Genomic DNA, 24,251 nt, shown 5'->3' on the forward strand with positions numbered 1-24,251 from the left:
GGGACGACGGGGATACGCGGCTGGACGGCGCAATGGGAACGGAATTTTCCGCCGCCTGTCATAAGCTTTGCCCACGTTTGGATCGGGGACACTTTTCCCTGCCGGCTGATTGCGATAAGCGAGCGGCGAAGATTAAGCCGTTTTACGAGGGAAGAGACATGACGAGCTATGTACTGACAGTAGCGTGCAAGTCGACGCGCGGGATTGTGGCGGCGATCTCGAATTATCTGGCCGAGCAGGGCTGCAACATCGTCGATTCCAGCCAGTTCGACGACCTCGATACCGGCATGTTCTTCATGCGCGTCTCCTTCATCTCCGAGGAAGGGGTGGGCGAAGCCGCCCTGGCGGAAGGCTTCAAGCCGATCGCGGCAAAGTTCGCCATGGTTTCAGATATCCACGATGCCAAGAAGCGCATGAAGGTGCTCTTGATGGTGTCGCGCTTCGGCCATTGCCTCAACGACCTGCTCTACCGCTGGAAGATCGGCGCATTGCCGATCGACATCGTCGGCGTCGTCTCCAACCATTTCGACTACCAGAAAGTCGTCGTCAACCACGACATCCCCTTCCATCATATTCCGGTGACCAAGGCCAACAAGCCGGAGGCCGAAGCCAGGATCATGGACGTGGTCGAGCAGACCGGCACCGAGCTGATCGTGCTGGCCCGCTACATGCAGATCCTGTCGGACTCGATGTGCCAGAAGATGTCGGGCCGCATCATCAACATCCATCACTCCTTCCTGCCGTCCTTCAAGGGCGCCAATCCTTATAAGCAGGCCTATGAGCGCGGCGTGAAGCTGATCGGGGCGACGGCGCATTACGTCACCGCCGATCTCGACGAGGGTCCGATCATCGAGCAGGACACGGCCCGCATCACGCATGCGCAGTCGGCCGAGGATTACGTCTCGATCGGCCGCGACGTCGAGAGCCAGGTGCTGGCCCGTGCCATCCACGCACATATCCACTTCCGCACCTTCCTCAACGGCAACCGCACCGTCGTCTTCCCGGCAAGCCCGGGATCATACGCCTCCGAAAGGATGGGATGAGGCGCGAGCGCGCAATCGCAGCTGGCTCCCTTTTCTTTTTACCCCGAAGCACGATTTGATACCGCCGGTATCGAATCGTTCCGGAGATCAAGGAGAAGAGAGGACATGTCATTCCATCGCCATGGAACGCTGCTGCTCGCGGCGTTTCTGCTATCTGCGCCGGCATCCCATGCCGAAACGGCGGAACAGGACCCTTCCAAGATTGATCTTGCCAAGCTGATCGAATGCACGACCTATGACGTACCGAGCTACAACGAATTTGCTATGTGGCTGACCGGGCCGGAAAGCGCCAAGGCGATGAAGCTGTTCGGCACCAGCGAGCTGCCGTCAGACAATCCCTTTCTGCGGGAATTCCAGCTTTCAGCGCCGGTGACCGTCTTCGGACGGCAGACTAACAGGGTTGCCTTCGCCTCTACCGGGCCACTCGCCGTGATCGACGAAGCCGATCCGCATCCCCTGGCGAAACAGCTCGGCGTGACGGCGGCGGTCGACCGGCCGAACAAGTTCCTCGGAGAAAGGGAAATCCTGTCGCGTAAGGACCAGCAGGAAAATTCCGATACCGTGCTGCACACCCGCATCTCATTGAACGTCTCGACCGATGAGGCTCATCCGGGCAAGACGTTGGCCGGTTGCAGCTATTCCATCGAGGTCGAGTAGGCGATCATGCCTGGCCGGCTGCATTCGGCGGCCTATCTTTCCGCTCATTGCGCGACCACCCTATCTGTTTTGGGTAATTTTCTTTAAGATGGAATGGTTTAGTGTCGATGCAAATGAACCGTCCGGGGGGATGCCATGGCCGACGCCGCGCTTGTGAATCGTATGCAACTGCCGAGACCGGACGTGACGCCGGAGGAAGCAGCGGAAATCCTGTATGCGCATTACGGCTTGAGCGGGACACTGACAGAACTCGGCAGCCAGCAGGACCGCAACTACCGCATCGATGCCGGCGACAATGCCTATGTGCTGAAGATTTGCCGGGCCGAATACGAGCTGGTCGAGCTCGAGGCGCAGAATGCCGCTATCCGCCACCTGCATGCCAAACCGGATTCTCCGCGTGTGCCCGAGATCGTGCCGGCGCTGAATGGCCGCGACATCCTGACCATCACCCTCCGAGAGCAGGATTATCTCGTCCGGCTGCTCGGCTTTCTACCCGGCCAGACGCTGACGCGGCGCAAGCATCTGCCGCCGGCTTCAGCCGCCGGCCTTGGCGCGCTGTCGGCCCGGCTTGCCCGCGATCTCGCCGATTTCGATCATCCCGGCCTTCACCGAAGCCTGCAATGGGACCTGCGCCGCGCAGGACCCGTGGCGGTTCAGCTCCTGTCGGCCATCACCGACCATGAAGCGCGCGACCGCATCGCCAAGGCGATGGTGGCCGCCGTCAAGCGCATCCAGCCGCTTGCCGGCGATCTACGCGTCCAGCCCGTGCATCACGACGTCACCGACGACAATGTCGTCAGCCATCCCGACACGCATGGGCAGCTTGTGCCTGACGGCGTCATCGATTTCGGCGATATCATTCAGGGCTGGCTGGTGGGCGATCTTGCTGTGACCTGCGCATCCCTGCTGCATCATGCCGAAGGCAACCCCTTCCATATCCTTCCCGCCATCAAGGCCTATCATGCCATTTATCCGCTGGAAGAGGTCGAGGCCAAGGCGCTGTGGCCGCTGATCGTTGCACGCGCCGTCATCCTCGCCGCCAGCACCGAACAGCAGCTCGCCATCGACCCGGACAATGACTATGTGCGCGGCAACCTGGATTTCGAACGCGAGATCTTCGATGTCGCGACCGGCGCGCAGCCGGACGTGATGGAAGCCGCAATCCTGCGGACGATCGGCTTCGGCGTCGCCCCGATCGCCACGGAAAGCTGGTCGCCGCTGTTGCCTGACATCGATCCCTCGCAGATCGCCGCGATCGATCTTTCCGTCACCGGGCCGGATTTCGCCGACGGCAACTGGCAAAAGCCCGACATGGATTGGCGGCTGCTTGCCCAGACGGCAATGACATCAGGCGCGGCGGCAACGCGCTACGGCGAATTCCGTCTCTCGCTCGCCGCTCCGCTCAACATAGCGCCGCCGCAGAGTTTCGCCCTGCATTGCGATATCTGCCTGCCGGCCGGCGCTACAGTTGCGGCCCCCTTTTCCGGCCTTCTGCAGCGGCAGGGGCACCACCTCGTGCTCGCCGGCGAAGACATCAGCCTTCATCTGGACGGCGTCGAAAGCGCTCTCGAGGATGGAGCTGCCATCGAACAGGGCGCGACGGTCGGCACGATCGGCAGCGAGGGTTCGGCGATCGGAGGATTGCGCGTGCAGCTTTGCCGCGTGCCCAATCTCGTACCGCCGCTTTTTGCGGCTGCGGATCAGGTGGATGGCTGGTCGGCAATCTGCCCTTCGCCCGCAGCCCTTCTCAACGCCGCCAGCGAAGCGCAACGACCGGATGCGTCCGCACTGCTGTCATTGCGCGATGCCCGCTTCGCCAAGCCGCAGAAGCACTATTACGAGCTTCCGCCGCAGATCGAACGCGGCTGGCGCGAATTCCTGTTCGACACGCAGGGGCGCTGCTACCTCGACATGGTCAACAACGTGACGATCCTTGGCCACGCTCATCCGCGGCTGACGGGGGCGATCGCGCAACAGTGGTCGCGGCTCAACACCAACTCCCGCTTCCATTATGCCGCCGTCGCCGAATTTTCCGAGCGGCTGGCGATGCTCGCTCCGGAAGGGCTCGACTGTGTCTTCCTCGTCAACAGCGGCTCGGAAGCAAACGATCTCGCGATCCGCCTCGCCTGGGCGCACACGGCCAAGAGGAACATGCTCTGCCTGCTGGAGGCCTATCACGGCTGGACTGTCGCGAGCGACGCGGTCTCCACCTCGATTGCCGACAATCCGCAGGCGCTGACGACACGACCGGACTGGGTACATCCCGTCCTGTCGCCCAATACCTATCGCGGCCCATTCCGCGGCCCCGATTCCGCGCAAGGCTACCTCAACGACGTCGAGGCAAAACTGAAAGCAATCGACGACAAGGGCGACGGCCTCGCCGGCTTCATCGCGGAATCGGTCTACGGCAATGCCGGCGGTATCGCATTGCCGCATGGCTATCTTGCCGGCGTTTATGATGCCGTCCGGCAGCGCGGCGGCCTTTGCATCGCCGACGAAGTACAGGTTGGCTATGGGCGGCTAGGCGAGCACTTCTGGGGCTTCGAAACGCAAGGTGTCGTGCCTGATATCATCACCATTGCCAAGGGCATGGGCAACGGCCATCCGCTCGGCGCCGTCATTACCCGTCGCGAGATTGCCGATTCGCTGGAGAAGGAAGGCTATTTCTTCTCCTCCGCCGGCGGCAGTCCGGTCAGCTGCATTGTCGGCCTGACCGTTCTCGATGTCCTCAAGGACGAGAACCTGCAGGAAAACGTCCGCGTCGTCGGCGACCGGCTGAAGGCGGGGCTGATCGCTTTGATGGATCGTTTCCCGCTGATCGGCGCTGTCCACGGCACGGGGCTTTATCTCGGCGTGGAATTCGTCCGTGACAGGGAGGCACTGACGCCGGCCACGGAAGAAACGGCTGCGATCTGCGAGCGCCTGCTCGACCTCGGGGTCATCATGCAGCCGACCGGCGATCACCTGAATGTGTTGAAGATCAAGCCGCCGCTCTGCCTTGCGCCGGAAAGCGCCCATTTCTTCGTGAAAGCCCTCGAAACGGCGCTCGCAGACGGATTTTGATGCGCCCTGGGGCGCCGTTAACCATTGAGGTGTTTTAGTGGCGCGTGAATTTTAATGCCGCAGGGGCATTGTCGAATCTCGCGCCAGTTCCTATCTGTCTGTCGGTGATCGGCGAGCCATGCCGACACGGGTAGCAGTGCGAAGGCATTTAACACAACCTTCCCCGCAACCCGCCAGGCTCGGAATTTTATTTCCCTGATCGTCGATATTTTGACATCTTTCGGAATATGTTTCTGAAGATGAAATCACTATTATCCACTAATATAGTAGATAATAGTTCACCGGAACCGCGGTGCTCCGTCATCGGAGTTCCAGCAAGTACAACGCCAACTGAGGAAGTGACATGCTGAATATTAAAGTCATCGCTTCGATCCTTCGGCGGTCCGTGCTTGGCAATGACCGCTCGGGCGCACTCTCCCGCCCGCGCTGTCGAATGTGACGTTCGTCCTCCCACCGGAATCAAACAGTCAATTCGCCATATCTGCGCGTGAGTGCGCAGTGGGAGTCTATTTATGAAGAAGCAAGTTATCGAATACGCCGGCGTTCCCGTCGGCATCGTCGTTCCCGACCAGGATCGGCTCAAGTTTATCGCTGTCAAATATCATGTCCATGATCTGGACGAGCAGCGTTTCAGAAACGCGGACGAAGTGAAGCTTGCGATCCGCGATCTCCTCTCCCGCCAGCAGGCCAAGCCGATCCATGTTTGATGGATCGGCTCGCCTCCGCTTTTACCCAATCCAATCACCCGCCCTCGTGGTTCGAGACGGCCTTATGGGCCTCTTCACCGTGAGGGCTGGTCTTTCGCACCAAGCCGGCGCATAGGCTTTTCGCCGCATCTCTACATTCTCCCCGCCCTCATGGTGAGGCGCGCAGGCTGAAAGCCGGAGCCTCGAACCACGAGGGTCGGCCCCACACCTCCTCCCCACTCAGACAAACCCATCTTGTGTTTTCACCCTCTTTGCGGTCCTATCGCCATGACGACCTCGCGCATTGAATGGCGAAGGATTTTTCATTGGCTGCTCATCTCAATCTTCTGACCGATGTCGAAGGCGTCGCCGTCGGTCATGCCACCGATCTCCCGCTTGGCTCCGGCGTCACCGCCATCATCTTCGATGAGCCGGCCGTTGCCTCCTGCACCGTTCTCGGCGGCGCTCCGGGCGGGCGGGATACGGCATTGCTGGACCCTGCGATGACGGTCGGCGCGGTGGATGGGCTCGTGCTTTCGGGCGGCTCGGCCTTCGGGCTCGATGCCGCCGGCGGCGTGCAGGCGGGCTTGAGGGAAGTCGGCCGCGGTCTCAAGGTCGGCGATGTGCTCGTGCCGATCGTACCAGAAGCAATCCTCTTCGACCTCATCAATGGCGGCAACAAGGATTGGGGGCTGCATTCGCCCTATCGCGACCTCGGCTATGCGGCCTTCAAGGCGGCCAGCAAAGGTTCCTTCGCGCTCGGCACCATCGGCGCCGGAACGGGCGCCACGACGGCGACGGCCAAGGGCGGGCTCGGTTCGGCGAGCGCCGTCAGCAGCAAGGGATACAGGATCGCCGCCATCGTCGCCGTCAATGCGCTCGGCTCCGCCACTATCGGCGACGGCCCGCATTTCTGGGCGGCCCCCTTCGAGGAGAATGGCGAATTCGGCGGTCTCGGCATGCCGCAGGTGATCGATTCGCGCCTGCGTTTGAAGGGCACCAACATCACCGCCACGACCATCGGCGCTGTCGTCACCGATGCTCAACTGACCAAGGCGGAAGCGCATCGCCTGTCCATCTGCGCTCACGACGGCTTTGCCCGGGCGCTTTTGCCGACGCATCTGCCGCTGGACGGCGATACCGTCTTTGCCGCATCCACCGGCAGGCACGCCCGCGACGACATGCCAAGCTTCATGGAGCTTTGCCACCTCGCGACCATCGTCATGGCGCGCGCGATCGCTCGCGGCGTCTATGAGGCGACGGCGCTGCCGATCGAGGGCACGCAGCCCGCTTGGCGGGATCTTTTCGCCAATGCTGTTGCCTAGCCGGAGATTTCGCGCATGCAGATCCGGGCGCTAATCTATTTCGATGAGCTGGTGCGCACCAGCTCGATGCGTCAGGCCGCCGAAAACCTGAATGTGGCGCCGACAGCCATCAGCCGCCAGATCGAGAATCTTGAACACCACTTCGGCACGCAGCTGGTCGAGCGCAGTGCACGCGGTGTCAAGCTGACCGCCGCCGGCGAACTCTTGGCCGCCCGCGCCGGCCGGACACTGCGCGAACTCGAGCATGTGCACCAGCTGATCGAGGACCTGAAAGGCCTCCAGCGCGGCCGGGTCAGCATCTATGCCAGCGGCGCCGCCGTCGCCAACATCCTCGCGCCTGCGCTCGCCGAATTCAGCCTGCGCTATCCGAGGCTTCGCTTCGAGGTGACCATCACCAGTGCACGCGACGCCATCGAAGCCGTCAGCAATGCCGAAGCCGACATGGCGGTGACGCTGTTTGCGCCGCCGCTTTCCGGAACCAAGGTGCGCCTGCGCGCCGAACTCGTCTATGACGTGATTGCCGCCGCCTTGCATCCGCTGGCGGACGGCAATGAGGTCTCCGTTGCTGAAATCGCCATGCACGCGCTTGCCGTTCCCGACCGCGCTTTCGGCGCAAGACAAGCCTTCGACGCGCTGTTCGAGCGCGAGGGATTGACGCTCGATCCCGTGTTCGAGACCGGATCGCTGGAAATGCAGAAGGAGCTGGTTCTGCGTGGCGCTGCGATCACCATGCTGCCGGCGCTGACGGTGCAGCGGGAGATCGCGGCAGGCCAGCTTGTTGCCTTGCCCCTCGCTGATGGTAAGGGAGTGAGAACGCCGATCGATCTCTGCGTCGCGCCCGACCGTCAGCTTTCCTTTGCCGCCGGCAAACTGCTTGATTTCATCGAGCGCTTCATGCGCCAGCATCTGACTGCCAAGGGGAGGCAGGATTGATCGAACCATCATCATTAAGGAAATCCAGTGTAGCGATATCGGCTACACCGAGCACACACTTTCGGAATTGTGTGTGCGCTTGCGAGATGACACTATCCTGAAAAAACCGCATGCCGGAGGGAAGCCGGCTTGCGGGCAAAAGCAAGGGAACTGAGATGACCACGTTTTTATGCCCGAGCCTCGGCGATTTCGCGCGGCGCCTCGCCTATGGTGCGGCATTTTCTGCCGGACTGTTGATGCTAGGCCTGAGCCAAGCGCAAGCCGCCAAGACGACGCTCAATCTCGGCATGAGCGTCGAGCCGACGGGGCTCGATCCGACAATCGCCGCCCCCGTCGCGATCGGCCAGGTTACGTGGCAGAATATCTTCGAGGGGTTGGTCGCCATCGACGACGGCGGCAAGATCGTGCCGCAGCTCGCAAAGAGCTGGGAGATTTCGCCTGACGGCCTGACATATACATTCAAGCTGCAGACCGGGGTGAAATTCCATGACGGCCAAGTCTTCGATTCGGCGGCCGCCAAATTCACGCTCGATCGCGCCCGCGGCGCCCAATCCGTCAATCCGCAAAAGCGCTTCTTCGCCACCATCGTCTCGATCGACACGCCGGATGCGGAAACGCTTGTCCTGCATCTTTCCTCGCCGACCGGCAGCCTGCTCTACTGGCTTGGCTGGCCGAGCTCGGTGATGGTCGGGCCGAAATCCTCCACCAACGACAAGACGGCGCCGGTTGGCACCGGCCCGTTCAAATTCTCCGCCTGGGCCAAGGGCGATCATGTCGACCTCGTCAAGAACCCGGACTACTGGAACAAGTCGGTCGATGTGAAACTCGAGAAGGTGACCTTCCGCTTCATTTCCGACCCACAGGCTGAAGCCGCGGCGCTGAAGGCCGGCGATCTCGACGCCTTTCCGGAATTCGCCGCGCCGGAGCTCATGAATTCCTTCGAGGGCGACCCAAGGCTGACGACCAAGATCGGCAACACCGAGCTGAAGGTTGTGGCCGGCATGAACAACACGCGCAAGCCCTTCGACGACAAGCGCGTGCGCCAGGCCCTGATGATGGCGCTCGACCGTAAGACGATCATCGAGGGTGCATGGTCCGGCCTGGGGACCGCGATCGGCAGCCACTACACGCCGAACGACCCCGGCTACAAGGACCTGACCGGTACGCTGCCCTACGATGCCGCCAAGGCCAAGGCCCTGCTTGCCGAAGCCGGCTACCCGAACGGCTTTACCTTCACCATCAAGACGCCGCAGATGGCCTATGCGCCGCGCAGCGCGCAGGTGATGCAGGCGATGTTTGCCGATATCGGCGTGACGATGAATATCGAGCCGACGGAATTTCCGGCGAAATGGGTGCAGGACGTTTTCAGCGGCCGCAACTACGAGATGACCATCGTTGCCCATGCCGAGCCGCTGGATATCGATATCTATTCACGCGAGCCCTATTACTTCAACTACAAGAACCCTGATTTCAACGCGCTGATGAAGAAGATCCAGCTTACCGCCGATGCGGCCGAGCAGAACAAGCTCTACGGCGAGGCGCAGGCTATTCTTGCCGAGGACGTGCCCGCCCTCTTTCTCTTCGTCATGCCGAAGCTCGGCGTCTGGGACAAGAAGCTGAAGGGTCTCTGGGAGAACGAGCCCATCCCGTCGAACGTGTTGACCAACGTCTCCTGGGAAGACTGAGCGCATCCGCGTGACGATGCCGGCTGATCGGCCATGGACAAGTTATGATCGCACTGCTCACCCGCCGGATTTTCGGACTGATCCTGACGCTGATCGCGGTCTCGCTGCTGGTCTTTGTGGTCATGGCGCTGCTGCCGGGCGACCCGGCCGCGATCACGCTCGGCACTTCGGCGACACCGGAGACGCTAGCCGCGCTCCGGCACGAGATGGGCCTCGATCAGCCTTTGATCATCCGCTACGGACAATGGCTCGCCGGCGCGCTGACGGGTGATCTCGGTAGCTCCTATACTTACGGCGTGCCGGTTGCCGGCCTGATTGCCGAACGGCTTGCGGTCACCCTGCCGCTTGCTGCCCTTGCCATCCTGCTGTCCGTCCTCGTCGCCGTGCCGCTTGGTGTCGCGGCAGCTGCCAAGCGCGGCGGCTTCTTCGATATCGTGGCAACGCTGTTTTCGCAGATGGGGATTGCCGTGCCGGGCTTCTGGGTGGGGCTGCTGCTGGTGCTGCTATTTGCGACCTCGCTCGGCTGGATGCCGGCCGGCGGCTTTCCCGGCTGGGGCAGCGGAGCGTGGCCAGCCCTGAAATCGCTCGTGCTGCCCGCCTTCGCCCTTGCGCTGCCGCAGGCGGCGGTGCTGACAAGGGTCGCGCGCTCGGCCGTGCTCGATACGCTGCATGAGGATTTTGCCCGCACGGCGGTCGCCAAGGGCCTGTCGCGCAGCCGCGTCCTCTGGGGGCATGTGGTACCGAATGCGCTGGTGCCGGTGCTGACCATTCTCGGACTGCAGTTCACCTTTCTGGTTGCCGGCGCCGTGCTGATCGAAAACGTCTTCACCTTGCCCGGCCTTGGCCGCCTTGCCTACCAGGCCCTCAGCCAGCGCGATATCATCGTGCTTCAGGATGTCGTGCTGTTCTTTGCCGCCCTCGTCATCGTCGTGAATTTCCTGGTGGATCTCTCCTATCTTGCCATCGATCCCCGACTGCGAGCGGGAGGCGCACGATGATCACCGCCGAAACCAGAGCCGCCGTCCGGCCTTATCGCCGCCGTTTTCAGGCGTTGCGACGCGCGAACCTGATGGCCGGCGCCTTGATCACTGCTGCCCTCGTCTGCGTCGCCATCGTCTCGCTGTTCTGGACGCCCGTGCCGCCGGCAAAGATGCAGATCACCCATAAGCTGCAGCCGCCCTTCGGCTTCGGGCTTCTCGGCACCGATCAGCTGGGCCACGACGTCCTGTCGATGCTGATGGCCGGCTGCTGGAATTCGCTGTCGATCTCCGTTTCGGCCGTCGCGATCGGCGGTACGCTCGGAACGATTATCGGTGTTTCCGCCGCCGCCCAACGCGGCTTGTTCGAGGCCCTGATCATGCGGGCCTGCGACGTGATCTTCGCGTTGCCGCCGATCCTTTCGGCCATGATCCTCGGCGCGTTTCTTGGGACCGGGCGCTCGACGGCCATTCTCGCCATTGCCGTCTTCATGGTGCCGGTCTTTGCCCGCGTCGCGCTCAGCTCGGCACTGCAGGCCTGGAGCCGGGATTATGTGCTAGCGGCGCGCGCCATCGGCAATACACAGCTTGCCATCACGCTGCGCCATATCATGCCTAATATCATGGGCAGCATCATCGTCCAGGCGACGATCCAGCTCGGCCTTGCGATCCTCACCGAGGCCGGGCTTGCCTTCCTGGGCCTCAGCGTGCCGCCGCCGGCGCCGACCTGGGGACGGATGCTGGCCGACGCTCAGACCTATTTCCACGTCGCGCCGTGGCTGGCCCTGCTGCCGGGCCTTGCCATCGCGCTGACCGTCCTCGGCTTCAACCTGCTCGGCGACGGGCTGCGCGATCTCCTCGACCCCCGCGAGGCGACGCGCTGATTGAGACATGAAGAGTATAGATCATGACCGAACCGACCGATCTTTCCATCCGAGACCTCAGGCGCAAATTTGCCGACAAGAGCCTGTCTCCCAGCGAATACTGGCTGGCGCTTGAAGAACTTATCGAGGCATGGGAGCCGACAATCGCTGCTCTCTATGCCTATGATCCAGAAGATGCACGCAGGCAGGCGGCCGCATCCACGGAGCGCTGGGCAAAGGGTAGACCGCTCGGAGCCCTGGACGGCATTCCGGTGACGCTGAAAGAGCTGATCGCCACCAAGGGCCAGCCGGTGCCGCTCGGCACGGCCGCCGTCGAGCTTGTTCCCGCCGCCGAGGACGCGCCGATCGCCGCCCGCATGCGCGAGGACGGCGCGGTGATTTTCGCGAAAACTACCTGTCCCGACTACGGCATGCTCTCCTCCGGCCTGTCCAGTTTTCACAAGCTCAGCCGCAATCCTTGGGATCCCAGCCAAAATCCGGGCGGCTCCAGCGCCGGCGCGGCGGCCGCCGCAGCAGCCGGCTACGGACCGCTGCATATCGGCACCGATATCGGCGGCTCGGTGCGGCTGCCGGCGGGCTGGACGGGCATTTTCGGCTTCAAGCCAAGCCATGGCCGCATTCCGGTCGATCCCTATTATGTCGGGCGATGCGCCGGACCGATGACCCGCACGGTCGAGGATGCCGCCTTCTCCATGGCGACGCTGTCGCGTCCCGACTGGCGCGACGGCACCAGCCTGCCGCCGAACGGGATCGACTGGATGGATCTCGGCGTCGACGTCAGCGGCATGAAGATCGGCCTGATGCTGGATGCCGGCTGCGGCCTGCCCGTCGATGACGAGGTGCGTGACGCAGTCCTTGCCGCCGCCAGGCGCTTCGAGGACGCAGGCGCGACTATCATCGACGTTGCGCCAGTGCTAACCAGGCGGATGCTCGACGGGCTCGATGTCTTCTGGCGCGCGCGCTTCTGGGGCGACATCATGGGATTGAGCGAGGAGCGGCGAAACTCAATCCTGCCCTATATCCACAGCTGGGCAAAGGGCGGCGCCGATGTCAGCGGCGTCGATGCCGTTCGCGGTTTCAACCAGACGATCGAGATGCGCAAGAGCTGCGGCAGGCTCTTCACCGAAGTCGACGCCGTGCTTTCGCCGACCAATCCGATCGTGTCCTATCCCGCCGAATGGGCCTCCCCCACCAACGATCCTGCCCTGCCCTTCGAGCACATCGGCTTCACCGTTCCGTGGAACATGTCGGAGCAGCCGGCCTCGTCGATCAATTGCGGCTTCTCCCGCTCCGGCATGCCGATCGGCCTGCAGATCGTCGGCCCGCGCTTCGACGACATGCTGGTACTTCGTCTCTCGAAGGCCTTCGAGGATTGGAGCGGCGGCGTGACCAACTGGCCGAAACGGCCGGGATGAACAGCACCATGCGGACAGCCGGCTAATCCCGCGCCAGTGGCAAGGAAAGACCGACCTTCACCCGGTCCATGGCAACGAGCGATTTGAATTTCGTGACATTCGGATTGTCGTAGAACAGACGCCTCGTCAGCGCCTCATAGTCGGACATGCTGGCCACGACGACGACAAGCACGAAATCCGCTTCGCCGGTGACCTGATAGCATTGCTGAACTTCCGGCGCCTCCAGGAAGCTGCGCTTAATCGCATTGATCAGGTCATAACGCTCGTTTGCGATATGGACCTCGACGATGATAGTGATCGGCAAGCCTATCGTTGCCGGATTGATGACGGCAATATTCGTCTCAATAACGCCATCAGCCTGCATGCGCTTGATGCGCCGCTGCACGGCGGGCGCCGAGAGATTGACCAGTTCGCCGATCTTGCGCTGCGGAGCGCTGCTGTCTTTCTGAAGAAGATCGAGAATCGCCAGGTCGAATTCATCGAGATCGGCGGGTTTGCGCATTTCAAAACATCCTTACCGCAAAGAGGAAACAAAATTGCATGGAAACCGTCAAAATGGAGCCAAATACTCTTCCCGCATGTAATAGCTTTGCGCCACACATCATCTGACTTGCAAAGGCACGAGAATGTCACAGCCGGACACCGATTACGATACAGGCGCCGCGGATCTTGGCGAGAGGACGGGTTCAAGCCGCCATGCTACCGGCAAGACAGGCTCCGGCCACTCGAAAGGGTTTCTTTTCGGGGTCGTGGCAATGCTCCTTGCCGCGCTGGCCATGAGTATCTCCCCAAGCCTCGTACGCCTGGCCGATGTCGGACCTTTCGCCAGCGCATTCTGGCGCGTCTTCCTTGCGCTGCCTGTCCTCTGGATCTGGATGCGATATGCGGAGGCTTCGGAGGTCACGGCACCCCGTGCCAGTTTTACGCTGCCGACCATTCTCGCCGGCATCGCCTTTACGGGGGACCTGTTCTTCTGGCACCTCGCTATCGTGCGGACGACCATAGCCAATGCGACATTCTTTGCGACCATGGCGCCGCTCTGGGTCGTCATCTTCGGCTGGCTTCTCCTGCGGCAGCGGGTCGATCGCACCACACTGATCGGGCTTCTGGTCTGCCTTGCGGGCGGCACGGCGCTGGTGGCGCAAAGCCTTGCATTCAATCCAAGCCGCGCCGTCGGCGATACGCTTGCCATCGTCACCGGTGCGTTCTTCGGCCTCTATTTCCTGGCGGTCGGCGGGGCGCGGCCAACGACGAATGCGGCACGCGTCACTTTCGAACTCAGCGTCATCACCGCCACGATCCTGTTCCTGGTCGCCTTCTTCTTCGAACCGCGGATATTGCCACAGTCGATTTCGGGATGGTGCGTGCTTCTGGCGCTGGGCCTCATCAGCCATGCCGGCGGACAAGGCCTGCTTTCGGTGGCACTCGGACGGTTGCCGACCGTTTTCTCCTCGCTCGTCATTTTCCTGGAATCGATCGCAGCCGCACTTTTCGCCTGGTTCCTGTTCGGCGAAAACGTCACGCTGATCCAAGCTCTCGGCGGCCTCGTCATCATCGCCGGGATCTGGATCGCCCGGCCGCGCACGCCGTAAAACGACCGTTCGAGTACCGTCGCCTACAAGGTTGCGGCACCCTTTTCCTTGGTGTCGGCGTGAAGATCGTGCAACGCCTTCTCGATCACGCGCAGATCGTCCTGCAGGCCATCATCCGCACTCATCGAGCTTTCGCTGCCGGCGCGCTGGATGGCCCGAGCCTCGCTCTGCAGCTCGCGCAACCTGTCGATCTTGCCGTTCTTGCGCATGTGGTTGTCGAGCAGAATATCCCGGACCGTCTTTTCCATGGCCGTGATGGGCATGAGCTTTCTCCTCTCGATAGGATATCTCGATCAAAGAGATAACGAGCAAAAGAAAGAGCGGTTCCGGGGCGCTGTAACACTTTGAGATGCTGAATAATTCCTTAAATCGATTCCGATTTAAGGGATTATCAGTCGTCGGTGAAACGGCGATAACCCGTCGGCTGTTCGTAGAGCCATCCGATGCGCTCGACGGCGGCGGCAAAATTCTCACGAGCGACAGTCATGGTATGGCCGTTGGCGTGGACGATGGTTTCCGGACCTTCCATGATGGCGACATGGCCCTTCCAGAAGACGAAATCACCGCGCTTCAGCTCGTCGCGCGTAATCGGCTGGCCGAGGCCGGCGGCCTGCATGTCGGTATCGCGGGGTGCTGCGCGGCCGGTCATCGACAGCGCCAGCTGCACAAGGCCGGAGCAATCGATGCCAAGCCCGGAGCGGCCGCCCCAGAGATAGGGCGTCTCGATAAAGCGCAAGGCGACATCGACGAAGTCACCGCCGCGGTTGTCGCCGATTGGCTGCACATGTTTTGCGAAGATCGCGGTACCGTCCTCCAGGACGACATAGTGATTGCCGCGCGCCTCCGCCATGCCGGTCACATGCACGAGGCTGCCCATGGAGAGGACCGCGGCATGCGGCTTGCGCAGCTCCGGCTCGGGATAGAGGAAAGTGCGCTGCGGAATGACGACATGGGTGGGCGCCGCCGCGCCTTCCTTGATCGCCCCTTCGGGGAGATAGCCGACATAGCTGTCGGCGAGTGCCTTCACCCAGCACCAGCCATCGCGGCGCTCGAAAACCGCGACTTCCTCGCCCATCAGCAGCTCGGTATCGATGCCCGAAGCCAGATCCGGCTTGGGCCGAAGCGCGACGACGGGAACGGCAACACGGGCGCTGTTGCCTTCAGCGAAGCGCTCGGCCTCAACTTTACCTTTAAGAGAGGCCTCGGCGAGATCGGGCCTGAAAGCATTGAGGCGGCGGTCGAGCGTCATGACGAAATTCCTGAGGTTACAATTTGCGGCCGTGCTCGATGACGAGATCGCCGAGTTTTTCAAGATAGAGCGCGCCGGTGACCGTACGCTTAATGATGACGTTGCGGCGGTCGCGATCGTCGCGCACGCGGTCGACCAAACCCATCGCGCCCATGGTGTCAAGCGCCCTAGTGATGACCGGCTTGGTGACGCCGAGCGTCGCGGCAAGGCCACGAACGGTATGTGGCGGCGGCACGAGATAGATTTGAAGCAGGATCGCCATCTGCCGCAAGGTCAAATCATGATCCTCGCGGCGCACCTGAGCGAGCGTCACGCCATGCCAGAGGCCAAGAGCCTGCGAGGCAGAGAGATCAAGCGGCAAAAGCAACCCCGAAATTCGTTACGCTACCGTTTCAGTCTCGGCCAAGATCATGGCGGTTTCAAGGGGACTAACGACGAAACGATCTGTGGCCGCCTCGTGGTTCGAGGCCTTGCCGCCTACGCTAACGCTGCGGCAACAAGGCACCTCACCATGAGGTGGAACTGCTCTCGCAGTTGGACGACAAAGATCAGCCTTCATGGTGAGGCGCGAAGGTCCATAGGACCGTAGCCTCGAACCACGAAGGCGGATGAAGGGCGGCGCGTCGACCCCTACCGCACCCTCTGCCTGATGTGATGATACAGCGCCCGGATCGCCTGCGCTTCGCCGCCGCCCGGCGAATGCGGCCGTTCGCTCTGCGCCCAGCCGTAGATATCGAAATGGACCCAGCTCGGCGTTTTCGTCACAAAGCGCTTGAGGAACAGGGCGGCCGTAATGGAGCCTGCCATGCCGCCTGATGGAGCATTGGTGATATCGGCGAATTTCGTGCGGATATCCTTGTCGTAGCCCATGTAAAGCGGCATCCGCCACAGCGGATCGTCCGTCTCCAGGCTCGCTTCGGTCAGATCGCGGGCAAGATCGTCGTCGTCGGTGAAGAAGGGCGGCAGGTCGGGGCCGAGCGCGACGCGGGCAGCACCGGTCAGCGTCGCCATGTCGATCATCAGGTCCGGCGCGTCCTCATCGGCATAGGCAAGCGCATCGGCGAGGATCAGCCGTCCCTCCGCATCCGTATTGTCGATCTGCACGGTGAGGCCCTTGCGGCTCGTGTAGATATCGCCGGGGCGGAAGGCGTTGGACGAAATCGAGTTCTCGACGACGGGAATGATGACGCGCAGATCGACCTTGAGCTTGGCGTCCATGATCATCAGCGCCAGGCCCATGACATTCGCGGCACCGCCCATATCCTTCTTCATCAACAGCATCGAGGATGCCGGCTTGATGTCGAGGCCGCCGGTGTCGAAGCAGACGCCCTTGCCGACCAGCGTGATGCGGCGATGTCCCTTTTTCCCCCAGCGCAGTTCCAGAAGGCGCGGCGCGTCGGCGCTCGCACGTCCCACAGTATGCACGAGCGGGAAATTCTCCTTCAGGAGGTCGTCGCCGATGATGACGGACATTTCCGCCTTGTAGTGTTCGGCAAGCGCCCGGAAGGCAGCTTCGAGTTGCTCCGGCCCCATGTCGTTGGTTGGCGTATTGATGAGATCGCGTGCCAGGAACACGCCCGCGAGCTGACGCTTGATGTCGGCGGCGTCCGCATCGCGCGGGATCATCAACGTCGGCGCCGTCGCCTTCTCGGACTTGTAGCGCTCGAAGCGATAGCTGCCGAGGCCGAAACCGAGCGAAAGCCGGTTTGCCGTCAGCGGCGCCGTCTCGACGTGCCAATCACCCGCCGGCAGGCTGCGCGCGAGCCTTCCCGTCAGGAAGGGCTGTTCGGAGGGATTGGAGCCCAGGCCGAACAAGGCCCCGCCCAGATGTCCGTCGGCCGTCGGGATCAGCAGCAGCGAGCCGCTTTCCGCCTTGTAACCTGCCTTGCTGGCCCAATCGAGCGCGATGGGATCGATGGTGCCGGTCTCGATATGCGCCGGAGTGACGGCAAAGATCGGCAGCGTCGCACCACCCTTCGAATTGAAGGGTGTCGCACGCTCGATATATTGGTAGGGGGCCATGACTATCCTTTGACGATGACTTCAGAGAGTTGGATACTTCGGAGAATCGAGAGTTAACCGTCTGTTAGGGTTAACAGATTATTGCTGGAGCGAACATTGCGTCGAACCTTTCCCTGTTCCGATTCTAGGCCTCGCGCAAGACTTATGGAATTCAGGGATAAGCGAAATGCCCGCCGTTTCAACCGCGTCTTTATTCAGAACCTTCCTTTTCCGGGGCGCTTCCGCAGCATTTCTGGCGCTGGCGCTCGCAAGCTGCTCGACGACCGGAAAGGACCGGATGACGACCGGTTCGATCCCCAAGACGCCGAACTCTCTCGACACGATGAACGGCACCGATCTGGCGCAGGCGACTGCCACCTATGGCAAGGCCTATGACGCCAATCCTAAGGATCGCGACGCTGGCGTCACCTATGCCAATGCCTTGCGCATGAGCGGCCGCAACGACCAGGCGCTCGCCGTCATGCAGCAGGTGGCAATCGCCAATCCGACCGATCGCGGCGTGCTTGCCGCCTATGGCAAGGCACAGGCGGCGGCGGGCCAGCTCGAGGAAGCGCTGTCGACCATCGACCGCGCGCAGCTTCCGGACCGGCCGGACTGGCGTCTGGTTTCCGCGCAAGGTGCCATCCTCGACCAGCTCGGACGCTCCGCCGATGCGCGCGCCAAATATCGCGACGCGCTGGTGCTGGCCCCGAACGAGCCGACCATTCTTTCCAATCTCGGCATGTCCTACGTGCTGACCGGCGACCTCAAGAACGCCGAAAACTACCTTCGCTCGGCCGTCTCGCAGCCGGGCGCCGACAGCCGCGTGCGGCAGAACCTGGCGCTGGTCGTCGGCCTGCAGGGCCGCTTTGCCGATGCGGAACAGATCGCGCGCCAGGAGCTGACACCGCAGCAAGCCAACGCCAACGTCGCCTATCTCAGGGGCATGCTGGCGCAGCGGAATTCCTGGCAGAAACTTGCAGCCAGCGGCGACGCGAGTAAAACTGTCGAATAGCGCAGTTGCCGCAATAGCGGACAGCGCTTCCGGCAAACTGTTTCAAGCGATAAGTATAGAGGGATCAACGCCAGAGATGGCGCGGCAGGCCCTCGGCCACCAGCCGCGCTCCGAGCGCGCCCATCACGACGCCGGCCACGCGGTCGATCCAGAGCTTGGCACCAAGATACATTGCGCGCGGGCGGTTCGACGAGAAGGCGATCGTCACCACCGTGTACCATCCGGCCTCGACCAAAAAGACCGCCGGCGGAACGGCAGCCAGCAGCCAGGGCGCGGGAGCCGCCGGCAGGAGGGCCGCGAAGATACTGCCATAGAAGATGGCGGTCTTCGGATTGCTGAGCTGGGTGCCGAGCGCAAAGAGGAAATTGCGCGTTGCGCCCGCTGCCTTCGGCGTCGCGGGTGAATCGATCGGAAGGTCATCCGCCGCGCCGCGCCAGATGCGGATGCCGACATAGATCAGATAGAGACCGCCGGCGACTTTCAGCGCCAGATACAGCCATTCGACCTTCATCAGCAGGGCGCTCAGGCCGAACAGGGCCAAGGTTGCGAAAATGACGCTGCCCATCCCCATGCCGAGAGCCGCGGCAAGGCCGGCCTTTCGCGAACGGGAAACGGCAATACGGGAGACAAGCACGAAACTCGGACCGGGACTGACGGCTCCGATGAAGACTGCGGCAATAACGCTAAGAAACACTGCCATGGACGACATGCGACACCTCCGATATGGCTGGACATCCTTGTCAGCGGTGGGCGGCAGCCTCCAGGGCATGCCAAGGATCTCCGCTTCCGGCTGTCCGCGACCCTGGATGGAAGATTAATCATATCCACACGCAGCAGGCAAGCGACGGATCAGAACTTGTCCATGGCCTGGATGATCGCCGGGCCGAGAATGACAGCCATCAGGACCGGCAGGAAGAAGATGATCATCGGCACGGTCAGCTTCGGCGGCAGCGCGGCTGCCTTCTTCTCCGCCTCGTTCATGCGCTCGTCGCGGCCCTCCTGCGCCATGACGCGCAGCGCCTGGGAGAGCGGCGTGCCGTAGCGCTCGGCCTGAATGAGCGCCTGCGTCACCGATTTGACGAGCTCGATCTGCGTGCGGGCGGCAAGATTGTCGAAGGCCGTGCGGCGATCCTGCAGGAAGGAAAGTTCGGCCGTAGTCAGCACCATTTCCTCGGCGAGCGGCGGGGATTGCTCGGTCATTTCCTCGGACACACGATGCATGCCGGCTTCGATCGATATGCCCGATTCCACGCATATCAGCATCAGGTCGAGAGCATCCGGCCAGGCGCGCTTGATCGACTTCTGACGCTTGGCCATCCGGTTGGAAACATAGATGTTCGGCGCGTAGAAGCCGAGATAGGCCGTGCCGATGACGCCGAGCAGGCGGATCGGAAGGGGCTTTGCGGCAAACCAGCCGAGAACGAACACCACCACGATCGCAGCCGCCAAGAACAGGAACGGCAGGAAGAACCGCGCCACCAGAAACATGTTCAACGCGTTTTCGGACCGCAGGCCAGCCGCCCGCAGGCGGTTCATGGTATTGGCATCAACCAGCGCGTTTCGCAGGTTGAAGCGCTCGACGATCTGCCGGGCGTTGCGATTGTTATGGCTGCGCAGCGATGCCTTGCCGCCGTCGGCGCTCAGCCGCGCCCGCTCGCGTGCGCGGATCTGCTCGCGCTCCGTGGAGACGGCCTTCATGCGTTTGTTGAGATCGCCACGCTCCAGCAGCGGCATGGCGATCGTGTAGAAGGTGGCAAAGACGGCAATGGCAACGACGACGGCGAGAAGGGTGCCGGGATCGGTCAGTTTGGCGGCCAGATCGGACATGGGCTATGCGGCTCCTTCGCTCAGATCTCGAAATTGACCATGTTGCGCATGATGAAGATTCCGAACGACATCCAGATGCCGGCTCCGACCAAGATCAGATGGCCGCGCGGATCGGTAAACAGGATCATCATGTATTGCGGCGACGTCAGATAGACGAGCAGCATCACGATAAAGGGCAGAGCGCCGATGATGACGGCGGATGCCTTTGCCTCCATCGACAGCGCCTGGACCTTCGCCTTCATTTTCTTGCGGTCGCGCAGCACCTTTGCGAGATTGCCCAAAGCTTCCGACAGGTTGCCGCCGGCCTGGGCCTGAATGGTGATGACGATCGAGAAAAAATTCACTTCCTGCAGCGGCATTTGGTTCGTCATGCGCGCGCACGCTTCAGACATGCTGAGACCGACCTGCTGCGCTTCGACCACCCGCCGGAATTCCGACTTGACCGGATCGCGCGCCTCGGCGGCCACCAGCCGCACCGCATCGTTGAGCGGCAGGCCCGAGCGAAGGGAGCGGGTGATGAGATCGAGCGCGTTCGGAAATTCTTCGAGAAACTTGTTTTGCCGGCGCTTGATGAGGAAACCGAGAATCCAGCGCGGCAGACCGAAAGCGACGGCAAAGAACAGTCCTAGGATGACCAGGGGTGGAGCGCCGGCAATGAAAAAGACCAGCACCGCGAACAGGCCGAACAGCACGCTGAAAACGTAGAAGCGCGACGGTGTCAGCGACAAGCCGGCGTGCGCCAGGCGCGCCTTCAGCGACTGCTTTTTCTTGGTGTTTTCGGTCTGGCGCCGCTCCAGATCCTTGAGCGAATCCTGCACGGATTTGCGCCGCTTGGACATTTCCTGGACGCGATCGCGCGCCGCCTTGACCTTCACACGGTCAGTTTCGGCCTGCCTGATCCGGTTGACGCGGCTTGCGGCCTTCTTCTGGGCCTCGATCCGAGAATAGAGAATGCCATAGCAGACGGCAGCCGCCGAAACCGCAGTCAGCAGGACAATCAACAGCACTATTGGATCGACACCGAACATCGTCAGCCCTATTGCGCCTTCTGTTCCATCTCGTCGAGCGCAGCCGCGAGGCGTCGCTCCTCATTGTAGTAGCGGGCACGATCCCAGAAATGCGGCTTGCCGATGCCAGTGGAAACGTGCCGGCCGATGATGCGGCCGTTCGCGTCTTCGCCCTCGATCTCGTAGCGCATCAGATCCTGCGTGATGATTACGTCGCCTTCCATGCCGATGACCTCGGTGATCTGCGTGATGCGGCGCGAACCGTCGCGCAGACGAGCGGCCTGGATGATCACATCGACGGAGGTGGAGACAATCTCACGCACGGTCTTGGCCGGCAGGCTGAAGCCGCCCATGGCAATCATCGATTCGATACGGCTCAGGCATTCGCGCGGCGTGTTGGCGTGGATCGTACCCATGGAACCGTCATGGCCCGTGTTCATCGCCTGCAGCAGGTCGAAGACCTCCGGTCCACGCACTTCGCCGACGATGATCCGCTCTGGACGCATGCGCAGGCAGTTCTTGACCAAATCGCGCATGGTGATCTCGCCCTCGCCTTCGATGTTCGGCGGGCGGGTTTCGAGGCGCACGACATGCGGCTGCTGCAGCTGCAGCTCGGCGGTGTCTTCGCAGGTGATGACGCGCTCGTCGCGGTCGATATAGTTGGTCAGGCAGTTGAGCAGCGTCGTCTTGCCCGAGCCCGTACCGCCTGAAATGACGACGTTGCAGCGCACGCGACCGATGATCTGCAGCAGCGTCGCGCCCTCCGGCGTGATGGCGCCGAAGCGGACGAGCTGATCGAGCGTCAGCTTGTCCTTCTTGAACTTACGAATGGTCAGCGCCGGACCATCGATCGCCAAAGGCGGCGCAATGACGTTGACGCGCGAACCATCCGGCAGGCGCGCGTCGCAGATCGGGCTGGATTCATCGACGCGGCGGCCGACCTGGCTGACGATACGCTGGCAGATGGACAGAAGCTGCGCATTGTCACGGAAACGGATTTCCGATTCGACGGTCTTGCCGCCGACTTCGATAAAGGTCTGGCCGGCGCCGTTGACCATGATGTCCGCGATGTCGTCGCGGGCCAAAAGCGGCTCCAGCGGACCGTAGCCGAGTACGTCGTTGCAGATATCCTCGAGCAGTTCCTCCTGCTCGGAAATCGACATCGCAAAATTCTTGATCGTGATGATGTCGTTGACGATATCGCGGATTTCCTCGCGCGCCGCTTCCGGTCCGAGCTTGGAAAGCTGCGAGAGGTCGATCGTGTCGATGAGCGCTGAGAAGACCTGCGACTTGGTATCGTAATATTCTTCGGTGCGGACCGGCCGGCGGCGACTAGGCGTCTGCATCGGCGGGGGCGCGACCTGCTGGCGCTGCTGAGCGGGATCGCGCGACGGCTCTATCAGCACGGCCGGTGCCGCGGGCGCGGTTGCGGCCGGCGCACGCGCCGGCGCCGGCGGAGGCATTGCGCCGCCGCCTTTTGCAGAACCTTCATTTCCGCGCTTGCCAAACATGCTTTCGATCCAATTCTACTGCTGCTGCATGACGTTCAGGAAGGCCCGCCTTCGGGAAGTCATGCGAAATCAAAGGACTATTTCCGCTTCAGGAGGCCAAGCAGACCGCCCTTTCTCGCCTTCTTCAAAGCGACGCGTCCGGTGACGATGTGCGATATCTGCGAAAAGGTCTCGGCGATCGGCGATTTGGGATCCGTCTCCGAAATCATCCGTCCGCTGTTGGCGGCATTGCCGAACAAATGGATATCGAAGGGAATGACGGCGATCGGATCCGCCTCCAACGGCACGCAGAACTCCGAAGGATTGATTTCCGGGCGCTTCGGCATACCTACCTGATTGAGAATAAGGTGCGGTCCCTTGTCGTTGGGCCGCAGCTTGCGCAGAGCGTCGATCAGGTTTTTGGCATTGCGCAGGTTGGCGAGATCGGGAGCGGCGCAAATGACGACCTCATCGACAGCGGCCAGCACCGAGCGCGTCCATTCCGTCCAGACATGAGGTACGTCCAGGACCGCCACCGGCGCGCTGCGCTGGAGAACATCGAGCACCGGCAGGAAGGCTTGCCCCTCGAAATCATAGGCGCGATCCAGCATGGAAGGCGCTGCCAGCAGCGACAGGTGCTGCGAGCATTTTGTCAGCAATCGATCGAGAAAGACCTCGTCCAGGCGCTCCGGCGCGTATACGGCCTCAGCAATCCCCTGCGCCGGATCCTGATCGAAGTCGATATTAGCCGTGCCGTAGGGCAGATCGAGATCGGCAAGAATAGTCTCGGTGGAGAACAGGCTTGAAATGCCGAAGGCGCAATTATGCGCGATGGTGGATGCGCCCACCCCGCCCTTGGCGCCGATGAAAGCGATGCTGCGACCGAGCGGTTCGGCATCGGGATCGATGAAGATCGCCGTCATGGCCGTCATCAGATCGACCATATCGGTGGGCTGCACGATATATTCGGAGATGCCGTTGCGGATCAGCTCGCGGTAGAGGCCGATATCGTTATGGTAACCGACGATGACGACCTTGGTGCTCGGATCGCAGACGGCGGCGAGGGGCGCAAGTTCAGTCAGCAGATTGCGCGGATTGGCCCGCGTCTCAAGAATGATCAGATTGGGGGTCGGCGCCGAAGCGAACATGTTTGCCGCCGCCGCGATGCTGCCGCTGGTAATCCGGCAGCTGACCTTGGACATGCGCCGGTCGTTGGCGCATTGGTCCATCACCCGCTGCAGCTGCTCGCTTTCGCAGAAGGCATGCACCGAAATGCGCGGCAGCGGCCGTAGATTGTCGAGATTGCCCGAGCGCGAGACGTCCTCGGCCTCCGCGGCAGTCGAGCCAATATCGTAGTCGATGGCGTTCATGATGTCATCCTGTTCCGCCGGTGCGTCCCATA

Annotated in this window: 22 protein-coding genes; 12 read left to right on the top strand and 10 right to left on the bottom strand. The window is 62.1% G+C overall.

Features of this window, described 5'->3' with window-relative positions:
• The first annotated feature begins 158 nt into the window (after positions 1-158).
• The 10 genes from purU to HGP16_RS18100 all read left to right on the top strand — a co-directional run bounded on the left by purU (position 159) and on the right by HGP16_RS18100 (position 12,668).
• Complete coding sequence (gene purU / locus HGP16_RS18055; RefSeq protein WP_168841379.1) at positions 159-1,043, top strand: formyltetrahydrofolate deformylase; 885 nt, start codon at positions 159-161, stop codon at positions 1,041-1,043.
• A 105-nt stretch (positions 1,044-1,148) separates the two neighbouring features.
• Positions 1,149-1,700, top strand: coding sequence for a hypothetical protein (locus tag HGP16_RS18060; protein WP_168841380.1), 552 nt, complete (start codon positions 1,149-1,151; stop codon positions 1,698-1,700).
• A gap of 135 nt (positions 1,701-1,835) precedes the next feature.
• Positions 1,836-4,763 carry an aminotransferase gene (locus HGP16_RS18065; RefSeq protein ID WP_168841381.1) on the top strand — a complete coding sequence of 976 codons (2,928 nt, stop codon included), beginning with the start codon at positions 1,836-1,838 and terminating at the stop codon, positions 4,761-4,763.
• Positions 4,764-5,275: 512 nt separating this feature from the next.
• Positions 5,276-5,470 carry a hypothetical protein gene (locus tag HGP16_RS18070; protein ID WP_112511403.1) on the top strand — a complete coding sequence of 65 codons (195 nt, stop codon included), beginning with the start codon at positions 5,276-5,278 and terminating at the stop codon, positions 5,468-5,470.
• Between the two features lie 287 nt (positions 5,471-5,757).
• On the top strand, positions 5,758-6,774 hold the full coding sequence (locus HGP16_RS18075) for a P1 family peptidase (protein WP_409526848.1): 1,017 nt from the start codon (positions 5,758-5,760) through the stop codon (positions 6,772-6,774).
• 15 nt (positions 6,775-6,789) lie between these two features.
• On the top strand, positions 6,790-7,707 hold the full coding sequence (locus tag HGP16_RS18080; protein ID WP_168841383.1) for a LysR substrate-binding domain-containing protein: 918 nt from the start codon (positions 6,790-6,792) through the stop codon (positions 7,705-7,707).
• 155 nt (positions 7,708-7,862) lie between these two features.
• Positions 7,863-9,392 (top strand): ABC transporter substrate-binding protein, encoded by a 1,530-nt coding sequence (locus HGP16_RS18085; RefSeq protein WP_168841384.1) that lies wholly within the window; start codon positions 7,863-7,865, stop codon positions 9,390-9,392.
• Positions 9,393-9,436: 44 nt separating this feature from the next.
• Positions 9,437-10,390 (top strand): ABC transporter permease, encoded by a 954-nt coding sequence (locus HGP16_RS18090; RefSeq protein WP_168841385.1) that lies wholly within the window; start codon positions 9,437-9,439, stop codon positions 10,388-10,390.
• Positions 10,387-11,253, top strand: a complete 867-nt coding sequence (locus tag HGP16_RS18095) for an ABC transporter permease (protein WP_168841386.1) — start codon at positions 10,387-10,389, stop codon at positions 11,251-11,253. Before HGP16_RS18090 ends, HGP16_RS18095 begins: the two co-directional genes overlap by 4 nt.
• A 23-nt stretch (positions 11,254-11,276) precedes the next feature.
• Positions 11,277-12,668: an amidase gene (locus HGP16_RS18100; protein ID WP_168841387.1), complete on the top strand. Its 1,392-nt coding sequence runs from the start codon at positions 11,277-11,279 to the stop codon at positions 12,666-12,668.
• Positions 12,669-12,690: 22 nt separating this feature from the next.
• On the opposite strand, the gene HGP16_RS18105 is transcribed toward HGP16_RS18100, so the two are convergent.
• Positions 12,691-13,170, bottom strand: a complete 480-nt coding sequence (locus HGP16_RS18105; protein ID WP_168841388.1) for an Lrp/AsnC family transcriptional regulator — start codon at positions 13,168-13,170, stop codon at positions 12,691-12,693.
• 124 nt (positions 13,171-13,294) lie between these two features.
• On the opposite strand from HGP16_RS18105, the gene HGP16_RS18110 reads away from it, so the two are divergent.
• On the top strand, positions 13,295-14,260 hold the full coding sequence (locus tag HGP16_RS18110) for a DMT family transporter (RefSeq protein WP_168841389.1): 966 nt from the start codon (positions 13,295-13,297) through the stop codon (positions 14,258-14,260).
• Positions 14,261-14,283: 23 nt separating this feature from the next.
• Here the strand turns inward: HGP16_RS18110 and HGP16_RS18115 are convergent, their stop codons facing one another.
• From HGP16_RS18115 to HGP16_RS18130, 4 genes are all read right to left on the bottom strand, one after another.
• The gene (locus HGP16_RS18115) at positions 14,284-14,523 is read right to left on the bottom strand and encodes a hypothetical protein (RefSeq protein WP_168841390.1); all 240 of its coding nucleotides are present in this window, start codon (positions 14,521-14,523) and stop codon (positions 14,284-14,286) included.
• A 128-nt stretch (positions 14,524-14,651) separates the two neighbouring features.
• Entirely contained in the window at positions 14,652-15,509 is an 858-nt protein-coding gene (locus tag HGP16_RS18120; protein ID WP_168841391.1) for an NlpC/P60 family protein, read from the bottom strand.
• Positions 15,510-15,525: 16 nt separating this feature from the next.
• Complete coding sequence (locus HGP16_RS18125) at positions 15,526-15,870, bottom strand: helix-turn-helix domain-containing protein (protein WP_168841452.1); 345 nt, start codon at positions 15,868-15,870, stop codon at positions 15,526-15,528.
• A 269-nt stretch (positions 15,871-16,139) separates the two neighbouring features.
• The gene (locus HGP16_RS18130) at positions 16,140-17,531 is read right to left on the bottom strand and encodes a M17 family metallopeptidase (RefSeq protein WP_168841392.1); all 1,392 of its coding nucleotides are present in this window, start codon (positions 17,529-17,531) and stop codon (positions 16,140-16,142) included.
• 166 nt (positions 17,532-17,697) lie between these two features.
• On the opposite strand from HGP16_RS18130, the gene HGP16_RS18135 reads away from it, so the two are divergent.
• Entirely contained in the window at positions 17,698-18,525 is an 828-nt protein-coding gene (locus tag HGP16_RS18135; RefSeq protein WP_168841393.1) for a tetratricopeptide repeat protein, read from the top strand.
• Between the two features lie 64 nt (positions 18,526-18,589).
• Here the strand turns inward: HGP16_RS18135 and HGP16_RS18140 are convergent, their stop codons facing one another.
• From HGP16_RS18140 to HGP16_RS18160, 5 genes are all read right to left on the bottom strand, one after another.
• Positions 18,590-19,234, bottom strand: coding sequence for a LysE family translocator (locus HGP16_RS18140; RefSeq protein ID WP_168841394.1), 645 nt, complete (start codon positions 19,232-19,234; stop codon positions 18,590-18,592).
• A 140-nt stretch (positions 19,235-19,374) separates the two neighbouring features.
• Positions 19,375-20,352, bottom strand: coding sequence for a type II secretion system F family protein (locus tag HGP16_RS18145; protein WP_168841395.1), 978 nt, complete (start codon positions 20,350-20,352; stop codon positions 19,375-19,377).
• Positions 20,353-20,372: 20 nt separating this feature from the next.
• Positions 20,373-21,380, bottom strand: a complete 1,008-nt coding sequence (locus HGP16_RS18150; protein WP_168841396.1) for a type II secretion system F family protein — start codon at positions 21,378-21,380, stop codon at positions 20,373-20,375.
• An 8-nt stretch (positions 21,381-21,388) separates the two neighbouring features.
• Positions 21,389-22,870: a CpaF family protein gene (locus HGP16_RS18155; RefSeq protein WP_168841397.1), complete on the bottom strand. Its 1,482-nt coding sequence runs from the start codon at positions 22,868-22,870 to the stop codon at positions 21,389-21,391.
• A 77-nt stretch (positions 22,871-22,947) separates the two neighbouring features.
• Positions 22,948-24,219: a CpaE family protein gene (locus tag HGP16_RS18160; protein ID WP_168841398.1), complete on the bottom strand. Its 1,272-nt coding sequence runs from the start codon at positions 24,217-24,219 to the stop codon at positions 22,948-22,950.
• Between the last annotated feature and the right edge of the window lie 32 nt (positions 24,220-24,251).

Source organism: Rhizobium sp. P40RR-XXII (assembly GCF_012641405.1).
Classification (GTDB): domain Bacteria; phylum Pseudomonadota; class Alphaproteobacteria; order Rhizobiales; family Rhizobiaceae; genus Rhizobium.